16 protein-coding genes are annotated in these 20,778 nt (G+C 39.1%); 8 read left to right on the top strand and 8 right to left on the bottom strand.

Annotated elements, in window-relative coordinates:
- Positions 1 to 53: 53 nt before the first annotated feature.
- A complete protein-coding gene (locus tag I8T81_RS16085; RefSeq protein WP_004698707.1) occupies positions 54 to 917 on the bottom strand; it encodes a heme oxygenase-like domain-containing protein in 864 nt (287 codons plus the stop codon).
- A 330-nt stretch (positions 918 to 1,247) separates the two neighbouring features.
- Here I8T81_RS16085 and I8T81_RS16090 point away from each other — a divergent pair, with 330 nt between their 5' ends.
- Entirely contained in the window at positions 1,248 to 1,820 is a 573-nt protein-coding gene (locus I8T81_RS16090; RefSeq protein WP_025469055.1) for a TetR/AcrR family transcriptional regulator, read from the top strand.
- Positions 1,821 to 1,994: 174 nt separating this feature from the next.
- Here the strand turns inward: I8T81_RS16090 and I8T81_RS16095 are convergent, their stop codons facing one another.
- From I8T81_RS16095 to I8T81_RS16115, 5 genes are all read right to left on the bottom strand, one after another.
- A complete protein-coding gene (locus I8T81_RS16095; RefSeq protein ID WP_198071644.1) occupies positions 1,995 to 2,558 on the bottom strand; it encodes a TetR/AcrR family transcriptional regulator in 564 nt (187 codons plus the stop codon).
- Between the two features lie 607 nt (positions 2,559 to 3,165).
- Positions 3,166 to 5,220 carry a bifunctional diguanylate cyclase/phosphodiesterase gene (locus I8T81_RS16100; protein ID WP_068932569.1) on the bottom strand — a complete coding sequence of 685 codons (2,055 nt, stop codon included), beginning with the start codon at positions 5,218 to 5,220 and terminating at the stop codon, positions 3,166 to 3,168.
- A gap of 330 nt (positions 5,221 to 5,550) precedes the next feature.
- Complete coding sequence (gene ilvC, locus I8T81_RS16105; RefSeq protein ID WP_004698717.1) at positions 5,551 to 6,567, bottom strand: ketol-acid reductoisomerase; 1,017 nt, start codon at positions 6,565 to 6,567, stop codon at positions 5,551 to 5,553.
- Between the two features lie 32 nt (positions 6,568 to 6,599).
- Positions 6,600 to 7,091 carry an acetolactate synthase small subunit gene (gene ilvN / locus I8T81_RS16110; protein ID WP_004698718.1) on the bottom strand — a complete coding sequence of 164 codons (492 nt, stop codon included), beginning with the start codon at positions 7,089 to 7,091 and terminating at the stop codon, positions 6,600 to 6,602.
- Complete coding sequence (locus tag I8T81_RS16115) at positions 7,091 to 8,815, bottom strand: acetolactate synthase 3 large subunit (protein WP_004698721.1); 1,725 nt, start codon at positions 8,813 to 8,815, stop codon at positions 7,091 to 7,093. The genes ilvN and I8T81_RS16115 overlap by 1 nt, the downstream gene beginning before the upstream one ends.
- Before the next feature lie 504 nt (positions 8,816 to 9,319).
- On the opposite strand from I8T81_RS16115, the gene I8T81_RS16120 reads away from it, so the two are divergent.
- The 7 genes from I8T81_RS16120 to I8T81_RS16150 all read left to right on the top strand — a co-directional run bounded on the left by I8T81_RS16120 (position 9,320) and on the right by I8T81_RS16150 (position 18,886).
- Positions 9,320 to 9,664 (top strand): DUF4124 domain-containing protein, encoded by a 345-nt coding sequence (locus tag I8T81_RS16120; RefSeq protein WP_198071645.1) that lies wholly within the window; start codon positions 9,320 to 9,322, stop codon positions 9,662 to 9,664.
- A gap of 187 nt (positions 9,665 to 9,851) precedes the next feature.
- Complete coding sequence (gene leuS / locus I8T81_RS16125) at positions 9,852 to 12,476, top strand: leucine--tRNA ligase (RefSeq protein ID WP_198071646.1); 2,625 nt, start codon at positions 9,852 to 9,854, stop codon at positions 12,474 to 12,476.
- Positions 12,477 to 12,503: 27 nt separating this feature from the next.
- A complete protein-coding gene (locus I8T81_RS16130) occupies positions 12,504 to 13,013 on the top strand; it encodes an LPS-assembly lipoprotein LptE (protein WP_004698727.1) in 510 nt (169 codons plus the stop codon).
- A 20-nt stretch (positions 13,014 to 13,033) separates the two neighbouring features.
- Complete coding sequence (gene holA, locus I8T81_RS16135; RefSeq protein WP_004698728.1) at positions 13,034 to 14,023, top strand: DNA polymerase III subunit delta; 990 nt, start codon at positions 13,034 to 13,036, stop codon at positions 14,021 to 14,023.
- A gap of 108 nt (positions 14,024 to 14,131) precedes the next feature.
- On the top strand, positions 14,132 to 15,469 hold the full coding sequence (locus I8T81_RS16140; RefSeq protein WP_004698731.1) for a MacA family efflux pump subunit: 1,338 nt from the start codon (positions 14,132 to 14,134) through the stop codon (positions 15,467 to 15,469).
- Positions 15,470 to 15,471: 2 nt separating this feature from the next.
- On the top strand, positions 15,472 to 17,466 hold the full coding sequence (locus tag I8T81_RS16145) for a MacB family efflux pump subunit (RefSeq protein WP_198071647.1): 1,995 nt from the start codon (positions 15,472 to 15,474) through the stop codon (positions 17,464 to 17,466).
- Positions 17,467 to 17,488: 22 nt separating this feature from the next.
- Entirely contained in the window at positions 17,489 to 18,886 is a 1,398-nt protein-coding gene (locus I8T81_RS16150) for an efflux transporter outer membrane subunit (protein WP_198072784.1), read from the top strand.
- A 69-nt stretch (positions 18,887 to 18,955) separates the two neighbouring features.
- On the opposite strand, the gene I8T81_RS16155 is transcribed toward I8T81_RS16150, so the two are convergent.
- The gene (locus I8T81_RS16155; protein WP_002027450.1) at positions 18,956 to 19,759 is read right to left on the bottom strand and encodes an enoyl-ACP reductase FabI; all 804 of its coding nucleotides are present in this window, start codon (positions 19,757 to 19,759) and stop codon (positions 18,956 to 18,958) included.
- 136 nt (positions 19,760 to 19,895) lie between these two features.
- Positions 19,896 to 20,627 carry a Bax inhibitor-1/YccA family protein gene (locus tag I8T81_RS16160; RefSeq protein WP_002053496.1) on the bottom strand — a complete coding sequence of 244 codons (732 nt, stop codon included), beginning with the start codon at positions 20,625 to 20,627 and terminating at the stop codon, positions 19,896 to 19,898.
- Positions 20,628 to 20,778: the final 151 nt, after the last annotated feature.

A 20,778-nucleotide genomic window follows, 5' to 3' on the forward strand; every position in this document is an offset into this window, starting at 1 on the left:
ATTAAAAAAGCCTGTTCAATATAAACAGGCTTTTTATGAATAAACTTAGAAACTTATGCCAATTTCTTTTCTTCAATAAATTGAACATCGGCAATTTGGGCATCCCAAAATTCAGTCCACAATGCACAATAATCAAGACATAGTTTGGTTAAACTTTCATAGTCACTTGGAGTAATCGCTTGTGCTAATGCAAACCACAAGTCGTCTTGATGGTCATCATCAGCAGCTTCAGCCGTTTCATCTGTTGAAACACCATGTACGTGATAATATCCCCCACCCTCAACATCAATATTTACAAACTTGGTTGCTTGTCTTAATGGTGGGCTAAAAAGAATGACTTCTTCTTCTGCTACGGCCAATAAAGCCACAACTTTCATATAGCTATCATAAGAATCTTCTAAGAATGTTCTTACCTGATCTGAAATTTTAGAAGGTTTATAATTACGGCGGTCTGCCTCAGTCAAACCATAATCATTTAATAAATCTTCATATAAAGGATAATGTGCATATTCAGGGTTCCCTAAATAATAATTATCTTTACCTAAACCCGGTCTAAAACCGAATTCATCCAATATATTTAAGCTTAATAACACCCTAGGAAACATTTTAGCGCCAGAGTGAAGCTTTGGTTCCAACTGCTTCGTGAGAAACTGTGCCTGTAATAAAGCATCAGTAAAAATTTGTACGATGGCATGACGATATTCTAAATGAATACGTGTCAGGGTTTGTTTATCAAGATAACCGTTATTTAATATTTCAATGGCTGGATGATGACTTACTGGTAAATGTGCAATTCTATTCCTTAACTGTTTGAGAAATTGTAAGTTTTCTTCCCACTGTTGGGCAGAAATACTGTTTTTCATACCTTGTAATGCTTTTTGTCTTGGATTATCAAAGTCTTCAAATTTTTTTGACATAATCATTCTCAATAAAAAGTTTTTCTTATAGTTAAGCTGTGGGTCATCCCTCTATTTCCATTTTGCACTCATTTGCTAAAAGGATAAATTCCGTATACCCATACTTAACGATCCGATATTATGTTCATTATCTCAACAAATCAATGGATTAATTAATATTATTTAAAAAAGTAAACTATTGCCAATAAAATATAAAAATTCATAATTTTTAAAATAAACCAAACTATTGAATAAATATGATTTTTTAAATATCATAAAATAAGTTTTATTTAAGCTTTCATACTTTACAATAGCAAAGTTAATCAAAAAATATCTATGACGGGGCAACCAATGTCAAAAAGAGAAACGATTATAACAACAGCAATGACCCTTTTTAATCAAAAAAGTTATACCTCTATTGGTATTGACAAAATTATTGCTGAATCCAATGTTGCAAAAATGACGTTCTATAAGTACTTCTCTTCTAAAGAGATTTTAATTGAAGAATGCCTTCAACGACGGATTTTAGAAGTTCAGGCGTCTTTATTAGACAAAGTTAACAGTGTAAACAACCCATTAAATAAACTTAAAAGTGTTTTTAATTGGTATATCGACTGGATTAATACTGAAGATTTTAATGGATGCTTATTTAAAAAAGCGACCATTGAAGTACTACAAATGTATCCATCTGTTAAAGTTCAAGTTAATAAATACCGAAACTGGATTTACAATGTAGTTTTTGAAATATTTTCAGATTTAGAAATTGAAGATCCAAAAGTTCTAAGCAGCCTTTTTCTTAATATTATAGATGGACTTATTATTGATGCCACCATTAATAAACCAGAAATTAACCCTGAAGAAACATGGTCTTATATAAACAAACTAATTGAACTCGAAACAACTCTGAGATGTGCAGCTGCTTAAATAAACTTAATAATTTAGTTTATTTATATAAGCAGACTTGCTTCTTCTCTTAATCAATATAAATTAGGCCGATATGTACTCGCCACATAACGGCCTTAACTTTATATAATTTTAATCCTTTAAATATTCCTTAATAAAAATATAGTGTTAGGTAAGCTTATTTATTTAAATTAATTAATCACTCATAAAAATACTCTTTAAAATATACACCAGTAACATGTCTCGTGTATCTCCCCTGTTTGTATCGAGTAATTGCATAATCGCCCCATCCATTACAAACAAAAACATATAAGCATCTTGTTGGGTGGCTTCTTTCTTTAGGGTTAAAAGCAAATTACAGATTTCATTAATGAGCCAATATCTATACTGCACCACCACTTGATAAGCTGTCGGGTAGATTTTTTCAATTTCAAAAATAGCTCTAAATAATAAGTAATAGTTGCCATTTAAATTGGTATGTAAAAAGAAAATCTTCTTGAGCTTTTCAGGTAAGGCTAAATCTTTTTGTATGTAAATGATTGAGTGTACTTGCTCTTTTAAGGCATCTTTTTGAAAGTTTAGGCACATTTCAACCAGCCGCTGTTTAGAGTGGAAATAGTTATAAAATGAGGCTTTCGGGACCTCTGCCTCTCTCGCAAGACGATCGACACCAACATTGTGAAAACCATGTTGACTAAAAAGATAGCGAGACTTATGCAGCGCACTCAACGCGCGAAATGAGAGATCTGAATATGGCATATATGTACCGTTATAAATTAATTTGTTGTTGTGTCTAAATGAGAGAAAACGGCTGCAACTTTTGCTTTAGGCAAAAAAAGCATGCAAAGGCCCCAAAGATGGCCCTAACGCATCTCAAGTTTTATTGTTCATATAATTTTTTAGTCGTGACGAACTAAAGTCTGAAAACCCAAAAGTAATCAAACCTTGTTAAAGACTAATCTGGTGGTATAAAAAAAGTATGCATAGCCAACTCCTTATATTTGGAGTCCTGCCAAAGCATGAATTTAGAATTATGGTGGCAGAACGAGCAAGGGTTCGCAGACTGATAGTAAAGAATCAGCACACCCGAAGGTGTCCCTCACTCGTCCTACCGCAACGAGCGAGGGACGATTGTACACACAAGACTACTCCTCAGAGGGAATAATCTGATGCCTTTACTAATCGGTCTGCGACGACCGGCTGGCAATGTAGGCCAGCAGGCAAAGGATAATCTGAGAGTTTAGAAGTGTCAATGTGGAATTTATGCCAAGATTTTAAATTTCTTATTGTTTTTCATTAGATTAACTAAATTATTATTTTAGATATTATATATACAAGTATTTTTAATTTTAAGCTAATGTCTAGATTAAACAAAATGAGCGCCTTGTGACTGGATCAGTTGCCCTACATTTACAGGCATACCCAACAAATAACCTTGGAACTGCTGACAGCCTAAACGCGTTAAAATTTCGACTTGCTGCTGAGTTTCCACTCCTTCGGCTGTTACGGTTAAACCTAACTTTTTCGCCAAGTGAATAATACTTTCTAAAATGACTTCTTCTTTTGAACCCGGTTTTAAATCGACAATAAAACCACGGTCAATTTTAAGCTCATCGACTGGTAAATCTTTTAAATATAAGAAGCTTGAATGCCCTGTTCCAAAGTCATCAATTGCCACTCGAATACCCATATCACGTAGTCGCTCACAAGCACGAATGCTTAAGTCGATATGTCGCATTGCTGTTGATTCGGTAATTTCAACAGTAAGGTGATGAGGCTTAATTTGGTATTTTTTTAACAGACTTTCGAGGGTACTAAAGAGCTTTTTATTTTCAAACTGTAAGGCAGATAAATTGACTGCAACTGGATAAAAATGAGTATTATTGCGTTCCCATTCCTGAATTTGCTGGCAAGCTTGTTCAAGCGCCCAATATCCCATTGGAATAATTAAACCTGTCTTTTCTGCACCGCCAATAAACATATGTGGCGTAAGCATACCCAACGTTGGGTGGTTCCAGCGAATAAGCGCCTCTACCCCACAAATTTCAAGATTGGTATTAAACTTCGGCTGGTAATAAAGAACAAATTGCTTTTCGTCGACTGCTTTATATAAATCGTTGATTAGTTTTGACTGACTTCTTGTTTCTTGTTGATGAGTAGAATAACTAAAGACGGTATAAGTGTTGCGGCCTTGCTCTTTAGACATCAGCATTGCTGCATCGGCATTCATAAGTAAGTCTTGAACATTTTGCCCATGTTCAGGAAACAGTGCGATACCAAGACTCGCTGAAATGTTAATTTCTTTACCGGAAATTTGATAACTTTCTTGAATGAGCTGCAATACTTTTTCAGCTAAATATACAGCTCCATCAGTATCGGTATTTTCAGCTATTAATAAAAACTCATCACCACCAATTCTTAGCAACTTGCATTTTTCACTAAGCTGCCAATGTAAACGGTTCGCCATCTGAATAAGGAGTTGATCTCCAATATGATGTCCAAATGCATCATTTACCGATTTAAAACGATCTAAATCTATATAAAGAAAAGCAATTTTTTGGTCTTTATAACGATGGTCTGAAAGGAGAACTTCGGCGTAGTCAACCAAATATAGTCTGTTTGGTAGCTTAGTTAGATTATCTTGAATGGAGAGATTTGCGAGTTCTTTATTGGCTTTTCGGAGTTCTAAATTGCGCTGATTGAGTCGTTGTTCCAGTACAGCAACGATAAAACTCGCGACCAGCACCAAACAGGTGACTAAAATAATGGTAAACAGCAGCAAATCATGTTCAGCCTGATATTGGCTTACAAATTTATCGGTAATATTTGTCGCAATAAGTGCCGTGTAGTGCATCCCCATAATGCTTAAAGTCATCATGACTGCGAAAGCTAGTTTTAAACTTACGCGATTACGGTCACTTTCTTTTAACTTATAAGCTAGTAAGAAAGCCAAGCCTGAGCCACTCATGGCAATTAATACAGAAAATAGAATTAAGAATGAGGTGTAATCTTTCTTATAAAGATCGATATTCCAACCCAACATACTCACATAGTACGAAGCGGAAATACCAATTCCCATAATGACTGAACTTAAAATCAGTCTCACTAAAGGTAAGGTATAACGAGAAGTCAGCCAAATTGAGATACACGAAAGTAAGGCACTAATACCGTAAGAAAGTGTAATTAATGGAACATTCGACGCTGAAGTTTCAAATATGTGGTAAGCATTCATACCAACAATATGGACAATACTAATGGCTGCTCCGAGCAATAAACCATTCAGTATTAAAATAAGAGGCTCAACTTTTCTATAAGCTTGCTTAAATATTAACTGCTCCATGGAAATCACAATATAGCAAATAACGCCAGCCGCAATAAAAGAGCCGACGATCAATGTGCTATCGTAATCAACATGACCCATACTGGACTTCCATGATTATTCAATACTTTTTTTTATTTTGTTCAATTCATTGCACAAAATACAATTAAACACGTTAAAGAAATATTAGTAAATTTGACTTTTTTAGTCAGTTATAAACAATAACATTATCTAACATTTGGTCAAGTATTTTTTACTTTAGAAATCAATAAACTAAACAAAAATTAAGCATCCAATTATATGAAAAATATAGGATTTCTTGAGTCTAGGTCAGCTGACCTTAATGATGATTTTTTAAGCTTGGTTTTTAGCTGAATTAAAATAAAAAACCCTGCATTAAGCAGGGTTTTTTAGAAACACTAGAAAAGAGTCTTAGTTTTTCTCTTTGTCTACGATTTTGTTTGCTTGAATCCAAGGCATCATCGCACGTAACTTATTACCAGTTACTTCAATACCATGTGCAGCATTTTGACGACGACGAGCTGTCATAGATGGGTAGTTCAATGCACCTTCTTGAATGAACATCTTCGCGTATTCACCAGATTGAATACGTTTTAATGCATTACGCATTGCTTCACGAGATTGTTCGTTAATTACTTCAACGCCAGTTACGTATTCACCATATTCAGCGTTGTTAGACACTGAGTAGTTCATGTCAGCGATACCGCCTTCGAACATCAAGTCAACAATTAACTTAAGTTCGTGTAAGCACTCGAAGTAAGCCATTTCAGGAGCATAACCAGCTTCAACTAAAGTTTCGAAGCCCATTTTAACAAGTTCAACTGCACCACCACAAAGAACTGCTTGCTCACCGAATAAGTCAGTTTCAGTTTCTTCACGGAATGAAGTTTCGATAATACCTGTACGACCACCACCTACGCCAGAAGCATAAGAAAGTGCGACGTTACGCGCATTACCAGAAGCGTCTTGGTGAATTGCGATTAAGTCAGGAACACCTGAACCACGTTGGAATTCTGAACGTACTGTGTGACCAGGAGCTTTAGGCGCAACCATGATTACGTCTAAGTCTTTACGTGGAACAACTTGGTTATATAGAACAGAGAAACCATGAGCAAATGCTAAAGTCGCGCCTTCTTTGATGTTTGGCTCAATCACGTCACGGTAAAGTTGTGATTGGAATTCATCTGGAGTCAAAATCATTACGAGGTCAGCTTGCTTAACTGCTGCTGGAACTTCAGCAACTTTAAGACCCGCATTTTCAGCTTTCTTCCAAGAAGCTGAACCAGCACGTAAACCTACAGTTACGTCTACGCCTGAGTCTTTAAGGTTAAGTGCATGTGCATGACCTTGAGAACCGTAACCAATAATCGCTACTTTCTTGCCTTGGATGATTGATAAGTCACAGTCTTTATCGTAAAAAATTTGCATTTGTGTTCTCCGCTAAAATACTTTTTAAAAAATTAAATGGCTAAAACTTTTTCGCCACGGGCGATACCAGATACCCCTGAACGAACGACTTCTAGAATGGTGTTTTCTGAAAGCGCATCAATAAAACCATCTAATTTTTCAGTTGTCCCTGCTATTTGAATGGTATAGGTTGTTGATGTCACGTCTACAATTTGCGCACGGAAAATATCAGCTGTACGCTTAATTTCAGCACGTGAAGCACCTAACGCTTTTACTTTAATCAACATCAGTTCACGCTCAATGTGTGAACCTTCTGATAAATCTACTACTTTTACAACTTCAACAAGTTTGTTGAGTTGCTTCGTAATCTGTTCAATTTTATGGTCATCACCATAAGTGGTTAACGTTAAACGTGATAACGTAGGATCTTCGGTTGGGGCAACATTCAACGTCTCAATATTGTAGTTACGTTGACTGAATAAACCCACCAAACGAGAAAGCGCACCAGCTTCGTTTTCAACGAGTACAGAAATAATATGTCTCATTATGTACGCTCCCCTTTACCTAACCACATATCCTTCATGGACTGACCTGCGATCAACATTGGATATACATGTTCTGTACGATCAACCATAACGTTGATGAATACACATTTATCATTAATCGCCATTGCTTCAGCAAGCTTTGACTCTAATTCATCAGCATGATCAATTTGAATACCAACATGGCCATAAGCTTCCATCAACTTGCCAAAATCAGGCAATGATTCAACATATGAGCTTGAATGACGGCCTTCGTAGTTCATATCCTGCCACTGTTTAACCATACCTAAAGCACGGTTATTCAAGCATAAGATCTTCACATTCATGCCGTATTGCTTACAAGTTGAAAGCTCTTGAATACACATTTGAATTGAAGCTTCACCCGTAATACAAACAACTTGTTGATCTGGGAAAGCAAGCTTCGCAGCCATAGCATAAGGTAAACCAACACCCATGGTGCCAAGACCACCAGAGTTGATCCATTGACGTGGACGTTTGTACTTGTAGTACAACGCACCAAACATTTGATGCTGACCAACGTCTGAAGTAATGATGGCATCACCATTCGTTACTTTATATAAAGCTTCAACAACTTGCTGAGGCTTCATTGTGCCATCAGTCGGTGTTTCAAACTTCAAGCCATGAACTTTACGCCATTCATTAATTTGATCCCACCATGCAGCAATCGCTTCAGGGTTTGGCTTAGACACATTCAATTGTTTCAACTGGGTCAACATTTCCTGAAGTACAGGCTCAACTGCCCCTACAATTGGAATGTGCGCCATAATTGTTTTTGAAATGCTTGCCGGGTCAATATCAATATGAATAACTTTGGCATTTAAACAGAATTTTGCAGGATTATTAGTTACTCGGTCATCAAAACGAGCACCTACCGCAAGAATGACATCAGCATTATGCATTGTCATATTTGCTTCATAAGTACCATGCATACCTAACATACCCACGAACTGTGGATCGTCGCCCGGGAAGCCACCAAGGCCCATAAGCGTGTTAGTTACTGGATAACCTAATAAATGAGCGAGTTCAGTTAATAATGCTGATGCATTACCTTGAACAACACCACCACCCGTATAAATGATAGGGCGCTTTGCACTTAAAAGTTCATCAATCGCTTTACGAATTTGACCAGAGTGACCACGTGAAGGTGGTTGATAAGAACGCATCTTCACTTTTTCAGGATATTCGTATGCAAATTTTTCTGCTGGATTAGTCGCATCTTTAGGAATATCGACTACAACTGGACCAGGGCGACCACTTGATGCGATATAAAATGCTTTTTTGATAATTGCAGGAATTTCACTTGCGTGACGAACTTGGAAACTGTGTTTCACGATAGGACGTGAAATACCCACCATATCAGTTTCTTGGAAAGCGTCTTCACCAATAAGATGTGATGCAACTTGGCCAGACAAAATCACCATTGGGATTGAGTCCATATAAGCTGTTGCAATTGGAGTTACTGTATTGGTTGCGCCAGGTCCTGAAGTGACCAGTACTACGCCAGTCTTACCTGTGGCACGTGAGTAAGCATCTGCCATATGACCAGCAGCTTGTTCATGACGTACGAGGTAATGATTAATTTTGTCTTGTTGAAATAGCGCATCATAAATATGTAATACAGCGCCGCCTGGATAACCAAAAACATGTTCAACGCCTTCGTCCGCAAGAGCACGAACGAGCATTTCACCACCAGATAAAAGTTCCAACGTGATTCACCCTAAATTCTTTATCACTATTTATGGAAGGCACAAATAGTGTTTCATTCATTGAATTGTCTGCACTGTTATAGCACACATATTGTCTAGTTTTCGTTGCAATAGAAAAATTTCTGTTTTTCAGCCGTATAAGCTTTTTTAACATTAATAAAGCATGTCTGGATATACATACTTTAGTAAAATCAATCTCTCGGCTAGAGAGAATGTCTATTACAAAACATGACGGTTATTCGAAGGGTGATCAAATAATCGCATATAAAACTAAAGAAAGCATTTTTGTTGTTTAATTCACTAAAGTCAAGATTAAAGGAAAGGTTTTTCCATAAAAAAAACTAGCTGACGTTTTTTTAATCTAGTATCGAATCGTAAATTTGATCACCCTGCCCCATTATTTATATAAAAAAACACTCTTTTTGATATAAAACCACTCATTCTAAATTGCTTATTTATGAACTTTATTTAAATATAGTCAGTATTTTTTGGGGAACATCTAATATGAACTTATCTTATTTAAAAACAAGCTTATATACAGCAGTCGCAACAGCAATTTTAGTTTGCTCAAGTCAGAGTCAGGCAGAGCAATATTACAAATGGATAGATAAAAGTGGCTCGACCCACTACACCACGACACCGCCGCCTAAAGGCGCGAAACATTTGAACACAGTTTCGACTTATGGCACCCAGCCACCTGTAAAGAATTCGACACCTGCCCCAGAACAACAAACTCAAGATAAAACAGATAAAGCAGTACCAGCAGCTAACGCAGTACAGGAAAAAAATACAGCCGTAGCAGCAGCTCCATCTGCGGCACCGGCTCCATCTGCTACAGCACCACGCTAAGTAAAAGAAGAGTGGTGAATGCTTTCACCACTCTTCCATGATTTAAAATAAAGAAGAATGAGTTGGGAAATTTTTATAGCTCATATTAAAAGATAAAATCGTGATCTAAAAACTGACATTTTCCTGTATTTTGCGCTATGCTGTGCAGCAATCTTTCATTTCAATTTTCGTTGTATAGCTTACGTCTATGACTATTTCTCACATTGACCCAGAATATCAAGCAAACACGATTGAACCATCAGTCCAACAAGATTGGGAAAATCGTAAAGTCTTTAAAGTTGCCGACACTGTCGAAGGTAAACATCGTTACATCCTGTCAATGTTCCCTTACCCAAGTGGCAAACTGCACATGGGTCATGTGCGTAACTATACAATTGGCGACGTAATTAGCCGTTTTTACCGTCTAAAAGGCGAAACCGTGCTACAACCAATGGGTTGGGACGCATTTGGTTTACCTGCGGAAAACGCTGCAATTGCCCATAAAGTTGCTCCGGCAAAATGGACATTTGAAAACATCGCTTACATGCGTGACCAATTAAAAAAATTAGGTCTATCTGTAGATTGGGACCGTGAATTTGCAACTTGTACACCAGAGTACTACCACTGGGAACAATGGTTGTTCGTTCAACTTTATAAAAAAGGCTTAATCTACCGTAAACTTTCAACAGTAAACTGGGACCCGGTTGACCAAACAGTTTTAGCTAACGAACAAGTTGAAAATGGTCGCGGATGGCGTTCTGGTGCATTGGTTGAAAAACGCGATATTCCAATGTACTACTTCCGTATTACGGACTATGCACAAGAATTATTAGACGACCTAGACACCTTACAAGACGGCTGGCCTCAACAAGTGTTGACCATGCAACGTAACTGGATTGGTCGCTCTACTGGTATGGAAATTACTTTCCCATCTGCCAATACCGAAATTTATGCTGACGGCTTAACTGTTTATACAACACGTGCTGACACGCTGATGGGCGTGACATATGTTGCTGTTGCAGCAGAACACCCTCTTGCGCTTAAAGCTGCTGAAAACAACCCTGAATTGGCTGCATTTATTGAAGAATGCCGCATGGGTTCAGTTGCAGAAGCTGACTTGGCAACAGCCGAGAAAAAAGGCATGGCAACAGGCTTGTTTGTAAAACACCCTGTAACTGGTGAACAGCTTCCTGTCTGGATCGCAAACTACGTATTAATGTCTTATGGTTCTGGCGCAGTGATGGCTGTACCAGCACATGACGAACGTGACTTTGAATTTGCTAATAAGTTCAACTTGCCAATTAAGCAAGTGATTGATGCCAAAGGCGCTGACGATGCAGACTACTCTGCAACTGAGTGGCAAGAATGGTACGGTTCTAAAGAAGGTAAACTTGTTAACTCTGGCGAGTTTGATGGTTTAGAATTCCAAGCTGCGTTTGACGCATTCCTTGCGAAATTAGAACCACAAGGTTTAGCAAACTCTAAAGTTCAATTCCGTTTACGTGACTGGGGTGTTTCTCGTCAACGTTACTGGGGTTGTCCAATTCCAATGATTAACTGTGATACTTGTGGTCAAGTCACAGTTCCAGAAGACCAACTTCCGGTTGTATTACCAACTGACGTTGTTCCAGATGGTTCAGGTAACCCGCTTAATAAAATGCCTGAGTTCTATGAAACGAAATGTCCTTGCTGTGGTGGCGATGCACGTCGTGAAACAGATACTTTGGATACATTCGTAGAGTCATCTTGGTACTACGCACGCTATGCGTCTCCAGACTTCACTGGCGGTATGGTGAAACCTGAAGCTGCTCAAAACTGGCTTCCTGTAAACCAATATATTGGTGGTGTTGAACACGCGATTCTTCACTTACTTTATGCACGTTTCTTCCACAAATTAATGCGTGATGAAGGCGTTGTACAAGGTAATGAACCATTTACTAACTTGTTAACTCAAGGCATGGTGCTTGCAGATACATTCTATCGTGAAGCAGAAAATGGCAAGAAAACTTGGTTCAACCCTGCTGACATCGAATTAGAACGTGATGAGAAAGGTCGTATTCTTTCTGCAAAATATTCAGGTGACGGTCAAGAAGTGATTATCGGCGGACAAGAAAAAATGTCTAAGTCGAAAAATAACGGTATTGACCCACAAGCAATTATTGATCAATACGGCGCAGATACCGCACGTGTATTTATGATGTTTGCTGCTCCACCAGATCAATCTTTAGAATGGTCTGATGCAGGTGTTGAAGGTGCTAACCGTTTCTTGAAACGTGTATGGCGTCTTGTAGCAAGCTTCCTTGAAAAAGGAAACGCTGCAACTGTAATCGATACAGCAAACTTGTCTAAAGATGCTCAAGATTTGCGTCGTAAGACTCACGAAACGATTCAAAAAGTAAGTGATGATATTGAACGTCGTCATGCATTCAATACTGCAATTGCTGCTTTGATGGAATTGTTAAACGCAAGCAACAAGTTTGAAGCAAAAGATGACAATGATGTTGCTGTAGAACGTGAAGCAATCACAACATTGTTAACGTTACTTGCTCCATTTGCACCGCATTTAAGTCAAACTTTATTGACTCAGTTTGGTACGGACTTAACAGCAGCAATCTTCCCTGAGGTTGATGCTTCTGCATTAACACGTAATACCCAAACGATTGTTGTACAAGTAAATGGTAAACTTCGCGGTAAACTTGAAGTTTCTGTCGATATTTCTAAAGATGACTTATTAGCTCAGGCTAAAGCATTACCAGAAGTTCAACAGTTCTTAACAGGACCAACCAAAAAAGAAATTGTGGTTCCAAACAAATTGGTTAACCTCGTGGTTTAATTACAGGTATTAATGAGAGGATCAAGCATGCACTTAGCCAAACGTTTAGCCGCTGTTGTTTTAACCTTAGGCCTTAGTGCAGGCTTAGTTGGGTGTGGTTTCCATTTAAAAGGAACTAACCCGACTGCGACTCCACTTGTTTATAAAAAGTTAAGCCTTGAGTTACCGGCAAAAACCGATGACCTAGAAACACAATTAAAAGTGTATTTAGCTGCAAATGGCGTTCAGTTCAGCAATGACAATGATGCGTATGTTCTTCATGTTTTAGAGTACACGCCGCGTCGTCAACTTCTAAATGGTAAGCTTACAGAAGTGTTATTACGCTTAACTGTGACTTTCCAAATTGAAGACCGTCAAGGTAATAAAATTACCGAGCCACGTACTTTAACTGCATCTCGTAGTTATCAGTATGATTTGGCAACGGTTAACACTGAGAACCAGCAAGAAGGCTACTTACAACGTATTGTGATTGATGACATTGCACAGCAAATTACTCGTCAAATTTCAGCAAACCGCTTACCAAAAGCTCAACCATAAGATTTAATTGTTCTTAAGTAATGAAACTTGACTATTTACAAGCTCTTAAACGCATTCCGGAAGCCCGGGGTGCGTGGATTCTGCATGGACAGGAACCATTACTTGAACAAAACTTATTAGATACTTTCCGCAAAAGCTGGCAGCAGCAAGACATTGAAAGACAGCGCTATGACATTAGTAGTGTGAGTGACTGGAAAAATGTTTTTAATGCACTGAACAGCTTGTCTTTATTTTCGCAGCAACTTGCGATTGAAGTTCATGGCAATATCAAGCCCGATGCAAATGGTCTAAAACAGCTTAAAAGCTATATTCAGCACAATGAAACTAACCTGCTGTTAATTGTTTTACCTAAACAAGACAGTAGCAGTTTAAAGTCTGCTTTTTTCCAAGTTGTTGAAGCAAACGGCGTTGTGGTTGCACTAACTGCCAACTACCCGCAAGACCGTCAAAGAATTTTAACTGCCGAAGCAGACAAGCTCGAAATTCAACTCGACAATGACGCTTGGCAGTGGCTCATGCAGCATCATGAGCACAACTTACTCGCTGCTAAAAATAGCTTAATGCGCGTACGAGATACTTTCCCAGACCAAAAGCTGATTCAAATTGAACAGTTATATGCATGTCTACAAGATCAATCTCGTTACACCACTTACGATTTAAGTGATGCTTTATTAGAAGGTAATCTTGCCCAGTCGATTAAGATTTTCCAGTATTTAATTGGTTCTGGTGAACCTGAAAGCCTGATCTTATGGACATTAAGTAAAGAAATGCGTTTACTCATGCAGTTGTTTGAACAACCGCATAATGCATTGCAACTAGGAATCTGGAAAACAAAAGTTAGCTTATATCAACAAGCTTTGAGAAGACTCAATCCACAACAGTTTTTAGGCTGGTCTACTCTACTCTTGCAAATCGATGCTGCGATCAAAGGCATGTCGAATGAAAATGCCGAACATTTAATGCAACAGGCCATTGCCGAGTTGTGTGGGAAAACATTATTTATACAATAGCGCTTAGAAATTGGGCGGCTGCTTTTGTTGAAATATCATAAAAATTCACGTTTTATCCTCATTTGACTTTTATACTAAGTGAAATTTTAGACTTTTCGACCTCTTGCCATGCCAAAAATAAAGCCAATTAAACTCGTTATTATTGTCGTCTGTATAGCAGTTATTGCTGCGCTAGCTTGGAAATTTTTAAAGCCTAAACAGCAGCAGCCTCAATATATTACAGCAGAGGTAACTCGCGGAGACATTGAAAATAATGTACTTGCCACAGGTACACTTGATGCAACCAAACTGATTAGTGTCGGTGCTCAGGTGTCTGGTCAGGTTAAAAAAATGTATGTGCAACTTGGCGATCATGTAAAACAGGGCCAACTGATTGCACAAATTGACTCAACTACCCAAGAAAACAGTTTAAAAACATCTGATGCCAACATTAAAAACTTAGAAGCACAGCGTCTTCAACAAGTGGCATCTTTAAATGAAAAACAACTTGAGTATCGTCGTCAACAACAAATGTATGCTCAAGATGCGACTCCTCGTGCCGACTTAGAGTCAGCTGAAGCTGCTTATAAAACAGCTCAGGCACAAGTTAAAGCATTAGATGCACAAATTGAGTCTGCGAAAGTTACTCGTTCAACAGCACAAACAAATATTGGCTATACACGTATTGTTGCGCCAACTGATGGTACGGTTGTTGCGATTGTGACTGAAGAAGGTCAAACCGTAAACGCAAACCAAAGTGCTCCAACGATCGTTAAAATTGCGAAACTACAAAATATGACGATTAAAGCACAGGTGAGTGAAGCCGATATTATGCGAGTAGAAAAAGGCCAACAAGTCTACTTCACTACTCTAGGCGATGAAACTAAACGCTATGCGACATTGCGTCAGATTGAACCAGCTCCAGATTCAATTTCTAGTGAAACAACAAGTACGACAAGTTCAACTACAAGTTCAGCTGTTTATTACAACGCTTTATTTGACGTTCCAAATACAGATGGCAAATTACGTATTGATATGACTGCTCAAGTTTATATCGTACTGGATTCAGCAAAGAATGCTTTACTGGTTCCATCTTCTGCTTTAAGTAATAAACAATTTTCTGGTCAGAAAAAATCTGGTCAGGCTACAGACAAAGCTGCTTCAACTCCAAGTGCGGAAAGAAAACAGACAGGTAATGGTGCTCGTTTAGAACGCTTGAATTTAACTGCTGAACAAAAACAACTGGTTGAACAAGGTAAAGCAACGCTTAGTGTAGTGCGTATTTTACAAGCAGATGGAACAACTAAACCGACTCAAATATTGGTAGGTATTAACAACCGTGTAAATGCTCAAGTACTTGCCGGATTAAAACAAGGTGACCAAGTTGTGATTGCAGACAGTTCAGATACTTCTGCTGCTTCTGCAAATAGTGGTAATAATCGCCGCCGTGGCCCAATGGGAATGTAAGCATGACAAAACAAGCTTTGCTTGAAGTCAGCAATCTGGTCCGGGAATTCCCTGCTGGCGAAAGCACGATACAAATTTTAAAAGACATTGACCTTACTATTTATGAAGGTGAACTTGTTGCCATTGTCGGTCAGTCCGGTTCTGGTAAATCAACACTCATGAATATTTTAGGCTGTCTGGACCGTCCAACGAGTGGTAGCTATAAGGTTAATGGCCAAGAAACAGGTAAGCTAGAACCCGACCAGTTAGCACAGTTACGTCGTGAATATTTTGGGTTTATTTTCCAGCGCTATCATTTACTCGGTGACTTATCTGCCGAAGGTAACGTTGAAGTCCCAGCTGTTTATGCAGGTGTTACACCGTCTGATCGTAAACAGCGTGCAACAGCCCTACTCACTGAATTAGGCTTAGGGACTAAAACACAAAACCGACCAAGCCAGCTTTCAGGTGGTCAACAGCAACGTGTTTCAATTGCACGGGCCCTCATGAATGGTGGTGATGTAATCTTGGCCGATGAGCCAACGGGTGCGCTCGATTCACATAGCGGTGTTGAGGTCATGCGAATTTTGCGTGAACTTAATGCCGCTGGTCATACCATTATTTTGGTTACACACGATATGCAAGTTGCAAAAAATGCAACGCGTATTATTGAAATTAGTGACGGGGAAATTATTAGTGACCGTCCTAATGCTCCAGACCAATCTACAGAAGAAGTTAAATCTGACCCAGATGCAGCCCCTGCTCTACAAAACAAGCAGAAAAAAGGTAAAAGTATTTCGGCTTGGCGCTCAACTTTAGACCGCTTATCTGAAGCTTTCCAAATGGCTTTACTGTCCATGAATGCCCACCGTATGCGTACCTTCCTCACCATGTTAGGTATTATTATCGGGATTGCTTCCGTGGTAACGGTTGTCGCACTGGGTAATGGCTCGCAAAAGCAGATTTTAGAAAATATTAGCGGTCTCGGTACCAATACCATTACAGTGTTTCAGGGTAAAGGTTTTGGTGACAACTCCAAAACAGCCAGTTTTAAAACTTTGGTTCCTGCCGATGCTGATGCATTAATGACCCAGCCTTATGTAAGTGCGGTCAGTCCAATGGTCAGTACATCAAAAACAATGCGTTATCAGCAAAATGAAGCAAACGCGACTATTAACGGTGTGAGCAACGATTATTTTGACGTAAAGGGTTTGGTTTTTAAAGATGGACAAACCTTTGATCAGCGTAGTGTACGTGACCGTTCACAAGATGTTGTAATTGATACCAATACACAAAAGCAGTTCTTTAGTGATGGTACTAACCCAATTGGGCAAGTGGTATTACTCGGTAGTGTACCGGCTCGTATTATCGGTATTGTAGAACCTCAAACTAGCGGTATGGGTTCAGATGACACACTCAATGTATATATGCCCTATACCACAGTCATGAGCCGCATGTTGGGACAAGCCAATGTCCGTAATATTGTGGTTCGTATTAATGATCAATACTCAACTAGTGCAGCCGAAAATGCGATTGTTAACTTACTAACACAAAGACATGGCGCTCAAGATATTTTCACCATGAACAGTGACAGTATCCGTCAAACCATTGAGAAAACAACCAGTACTATGACGCTTCTAGTTTCAGCAATTGCTGTCATTTCCCTTGTAGTTGGTGGTATCGGTGTAATGAATATTATGTTGGTTTCGGTGACTGAACGTACACAAGAAATTGGGGTACGTATGGCTGTCGGCGCTCGACAAAGTGATATTTTGCAGCAGTTCCTAATCGAAGCAATTTTAGTGTGTTTAATTGGTGGTGTACTCGGCGTATTGCTTTCGCTGGGTCTAGGGCAGCTCATTAACAAAGTAGCCGCAGGTAATTTTGCAGTGGCATATTCGACGACTTCTATTGTGGCTGCATTTGTTTGCTCAACATTAATTGGTGTCGTATTCGGTTTCTTGCCTGCCAAAAATGCCGCAAAACTCGACCCTGTTGCAGCACTATCACGAGAATAAGGAAAATTGCATGTCTTTTTCAATGACTAAACTTAGCGCAGCACTTCTCCTCACCAGTTCTCTTGTGGGATGTGCAGCGATGGTTAAAACACCTTACCAAGCACCGTCTGTACAGGTTCCGGGTAACTTTCAGTACGACAACCCAACTAAAACGAAAACTGTATCAGTTGCGCAATACTCTGACCGTTGGTGGACGCTTTTTAACGATGCACAGCTCAACCAGCTTGTAAGCAACGTATTAGAGCGCAATAGCGATTTGGCTGTTGCAGGAATCACCTTAAAGCAAGCTCGCTTGAAAGCTGATTTAACTGCAAATCAACAAGGCTTGCGTACCAATTCAAAAGTTTCTACAGGTCATAGTTTCGATTTAAATTCAGGTGATGACAGCTCAGCAGGACTTTCGCTAAGTGCAGGCGTAAGTTATGAACTTGATTTGTTTGGCAAGCTTGCTCGTCAAACCGAAGCAAGTAAATGGGAAGCTTTAGCGACCGAACAAGACTTACAGTCTACAGGGCAAAGTCTGATTGCCACTACAGCGAAACTCTACTGGCAACTGGGCTATTTAAATGAACGTTATGCAACTGCACAACAAAGCTTAGCCACTTCACAAAAGCTTTATCAGTTAGTTCAAACTCAGTATAAAGCAGGTGCAGTTTCAGGCTTAGACCTTACGCAAGCCGAGCAATCTGTTCAAAGCCAAAAAGCAAGTTTAAGCCAAATTGAACAACAGCTTGTTGAAACACGTACAGCCATTGCAGTGTTATTGCATGAGCCAGTACAGCAACTCAATATTCAAGAGCCACAGCGTTTACCACGTACAGCACTACCTGCTATTGGTGCGGGTTTACCAGCAGATATTTTGTCACGTCGCCCAGACTTGCAAGCAGCTGAGCTTCGCTTGAGAAAAGCACTAGCAACCAAAGATGCGACTAAAGCAAGCTACTATCCGTCAATTAGCTTAACCAGTAGTTTAGGTTCAAGCAGTACATCTTTAACGGAGTTATTACGTAACCCTGCCCTCACGCTTGGGGCGAGTTTGAGTTTACCGTTTTTGCAATATAACGATATGAAAAAAGATATCGCAATTAGCAACCTTGATTATGAAAAAGCGATTATTCAATATCGCCAAACGCTTTATCAGGCTTTTGCTGATGTAGAAAACGCGTTATCAAGCCGCACTGAGCTCGACAAACAAGTAGAGCTGCAACAACGTAATGTTGAACTTGCAGAAAAAACCGAACGTTTAACCGAAGTGCGCTACCGTTATGGTGCTGTTGCATTAAAAACACTTCTTGATGCCCAGCAAACTACACGTACTGCAAGATTGAGCCTTGTTGAAACCAAACAAAGCCAATACAACGCTTATGTCACCCTTATGCAGGCATTAGGTGGTTCACCTGTAAAAGAACTGCCGCAATAACTTGCGCCCAGTAAACAAGCCGTAGTCCTTCAACTACGGCTTTTTTTATGTCTGAATAAATCTTAAGACTTATTCATCATCCATCATAGATTGGCTCATACCTACAGTATTGAAACCAGCATCTACATATAGAATTTCACCAGTAATACCTGAAGCCCAAGGTGAGCATAGGAATAACGCTGCGTTACCCACTTCTTCAATGGTTACGTTACGTTTTAATGGTGCAACTTTTTCGTTAGCATCTAACATTTTACGGAAAGATTTAATACCAGAAGCAGCTAAAGTACGAATTGGGCCTGCAGAAATCGCGTTTACACGGATACCATCAACACCTAAGCTTGATGCCAAGTAACGAACGCCAGCTTCTAAAGAAGCTTTCGCCATACCCATTACGTTGTAGTTAGGCATAACGCGCTCAGAACCTTGGTAAGTCAAAGTTAATAAACAACCTTGGCGAGCTTGTAATAAAGGTTTTGCAGCACGTGCCATTGCAACAAAGCTGTATGCGCTAATGTCATGAGCAATTTTAAAACCGTCACGGTCAGTCACGTCAGTGAAGTCACCGTCAAGCGTGTGTGCAGGTGCAAAGCCGATTGAGTGCACAACACCGTCTACACCGTCCCAATGTTTTGCAAGTTCCGCAAATGCATTATCAATTTCAGCATCAACGGCAACATCACATGGAAACACAAGCTTAGAACCGAATTGCTCAGCAAACTCATCTACACGTTTTTTTAATTTTTCGTTTGGATAAGTAAATGCAAGCTCAGCACCTTCACGGTGTAATGCTTGTGCAATACCATAAGCAATTGATAATTTACTAGCAACGCCTGCAATCAAAAAGCGTTTACCTGCTAAAAGTCCTTGTGTCATGCCGATCTCACTCAAAACAATTTTCAGCATAATGCCAATATTCAACGTTTTTCGAAATTGCATAATGCATCTTTTTTCAAAAATCGCACGAAAAAAAATCGCCCCTATGCAGGAGCGACTTTTTATAATCTAAATTTTAGTCGTCAGACAATAAGCCAAGTAGACGTAAGAACGAGATATACATCCAGACTAAAGTTGCAAGCAACGCAATACCACACAACCATTCCATGAATTTTGGAGCACGGTATGCTGCATTGGTTTCGATCAAGTCAAAATCTAAAATCAGGTTAAGTGAAGCAATGACTGCAACAAATGCAGCAAAACCAATTCCTAACCAGTTACTTTCAAAAATATAAGGAATGCTTGAACCGAATGCTAAACGCATAACCATCTGCACGATAAATACAATAAAAATTGCCAAAGATGCAGAGATCACAACTGATTTAAACTTTTCAGTTGCGCGTATAATTTGGAATTTATATAGACCAAACATCACCAAAGTAGTGACGAAGGTTGCCAATAACGCTTGAAGAGGAACTCCCGGATATTTCAACTGGAAAGTAAACGAAATACCACCAATAAATGCTCCTTCAAATAGAGCATAAGGAATTGCCAAAGTTGGCGCAGTCGTTGGTTTAAACGTTGTGATTAAAGCTAAAACCAAGCCACCAATTGCACCCACAATTGAAGCTGCGTAAGCAATACCAACATTTGCAGTAAAGGCTGCATAGAAAAATAAAGCGACACCCACTGCGGCAGCAATGATGGTCAACATCACAGATTTTTGAATCGCACCTTGCACGGTCATCGGTTGACTGTAGTCACTGACCGTTTCAACACGGGTCAGTATCGGGTTATTACTTTGCATAAATGCTCTCTTTTTATAATAAATAAACTTAAAACATCATTTTAAGCAAAATGAATATGAAAGCCAAATTAGCCCTTGGCATTATTGTAACAATGTCCTTTAAACAATAAAAAAGAGGCTACTGCCCCCTTTTCATTTTCACTTGAACAAC

Origin of the sequence: Acinetobacter seifertii, assembly GCF_016064815.1 — a bacterium.
GTDB classification, from domain to species: domain Bacteria; phylum Pseudomonadota; class Gammaproteobacteria; order Pseudomonadales; family Moraxellaceae; genus Acinetobacter; species Acinetobacter seifertii.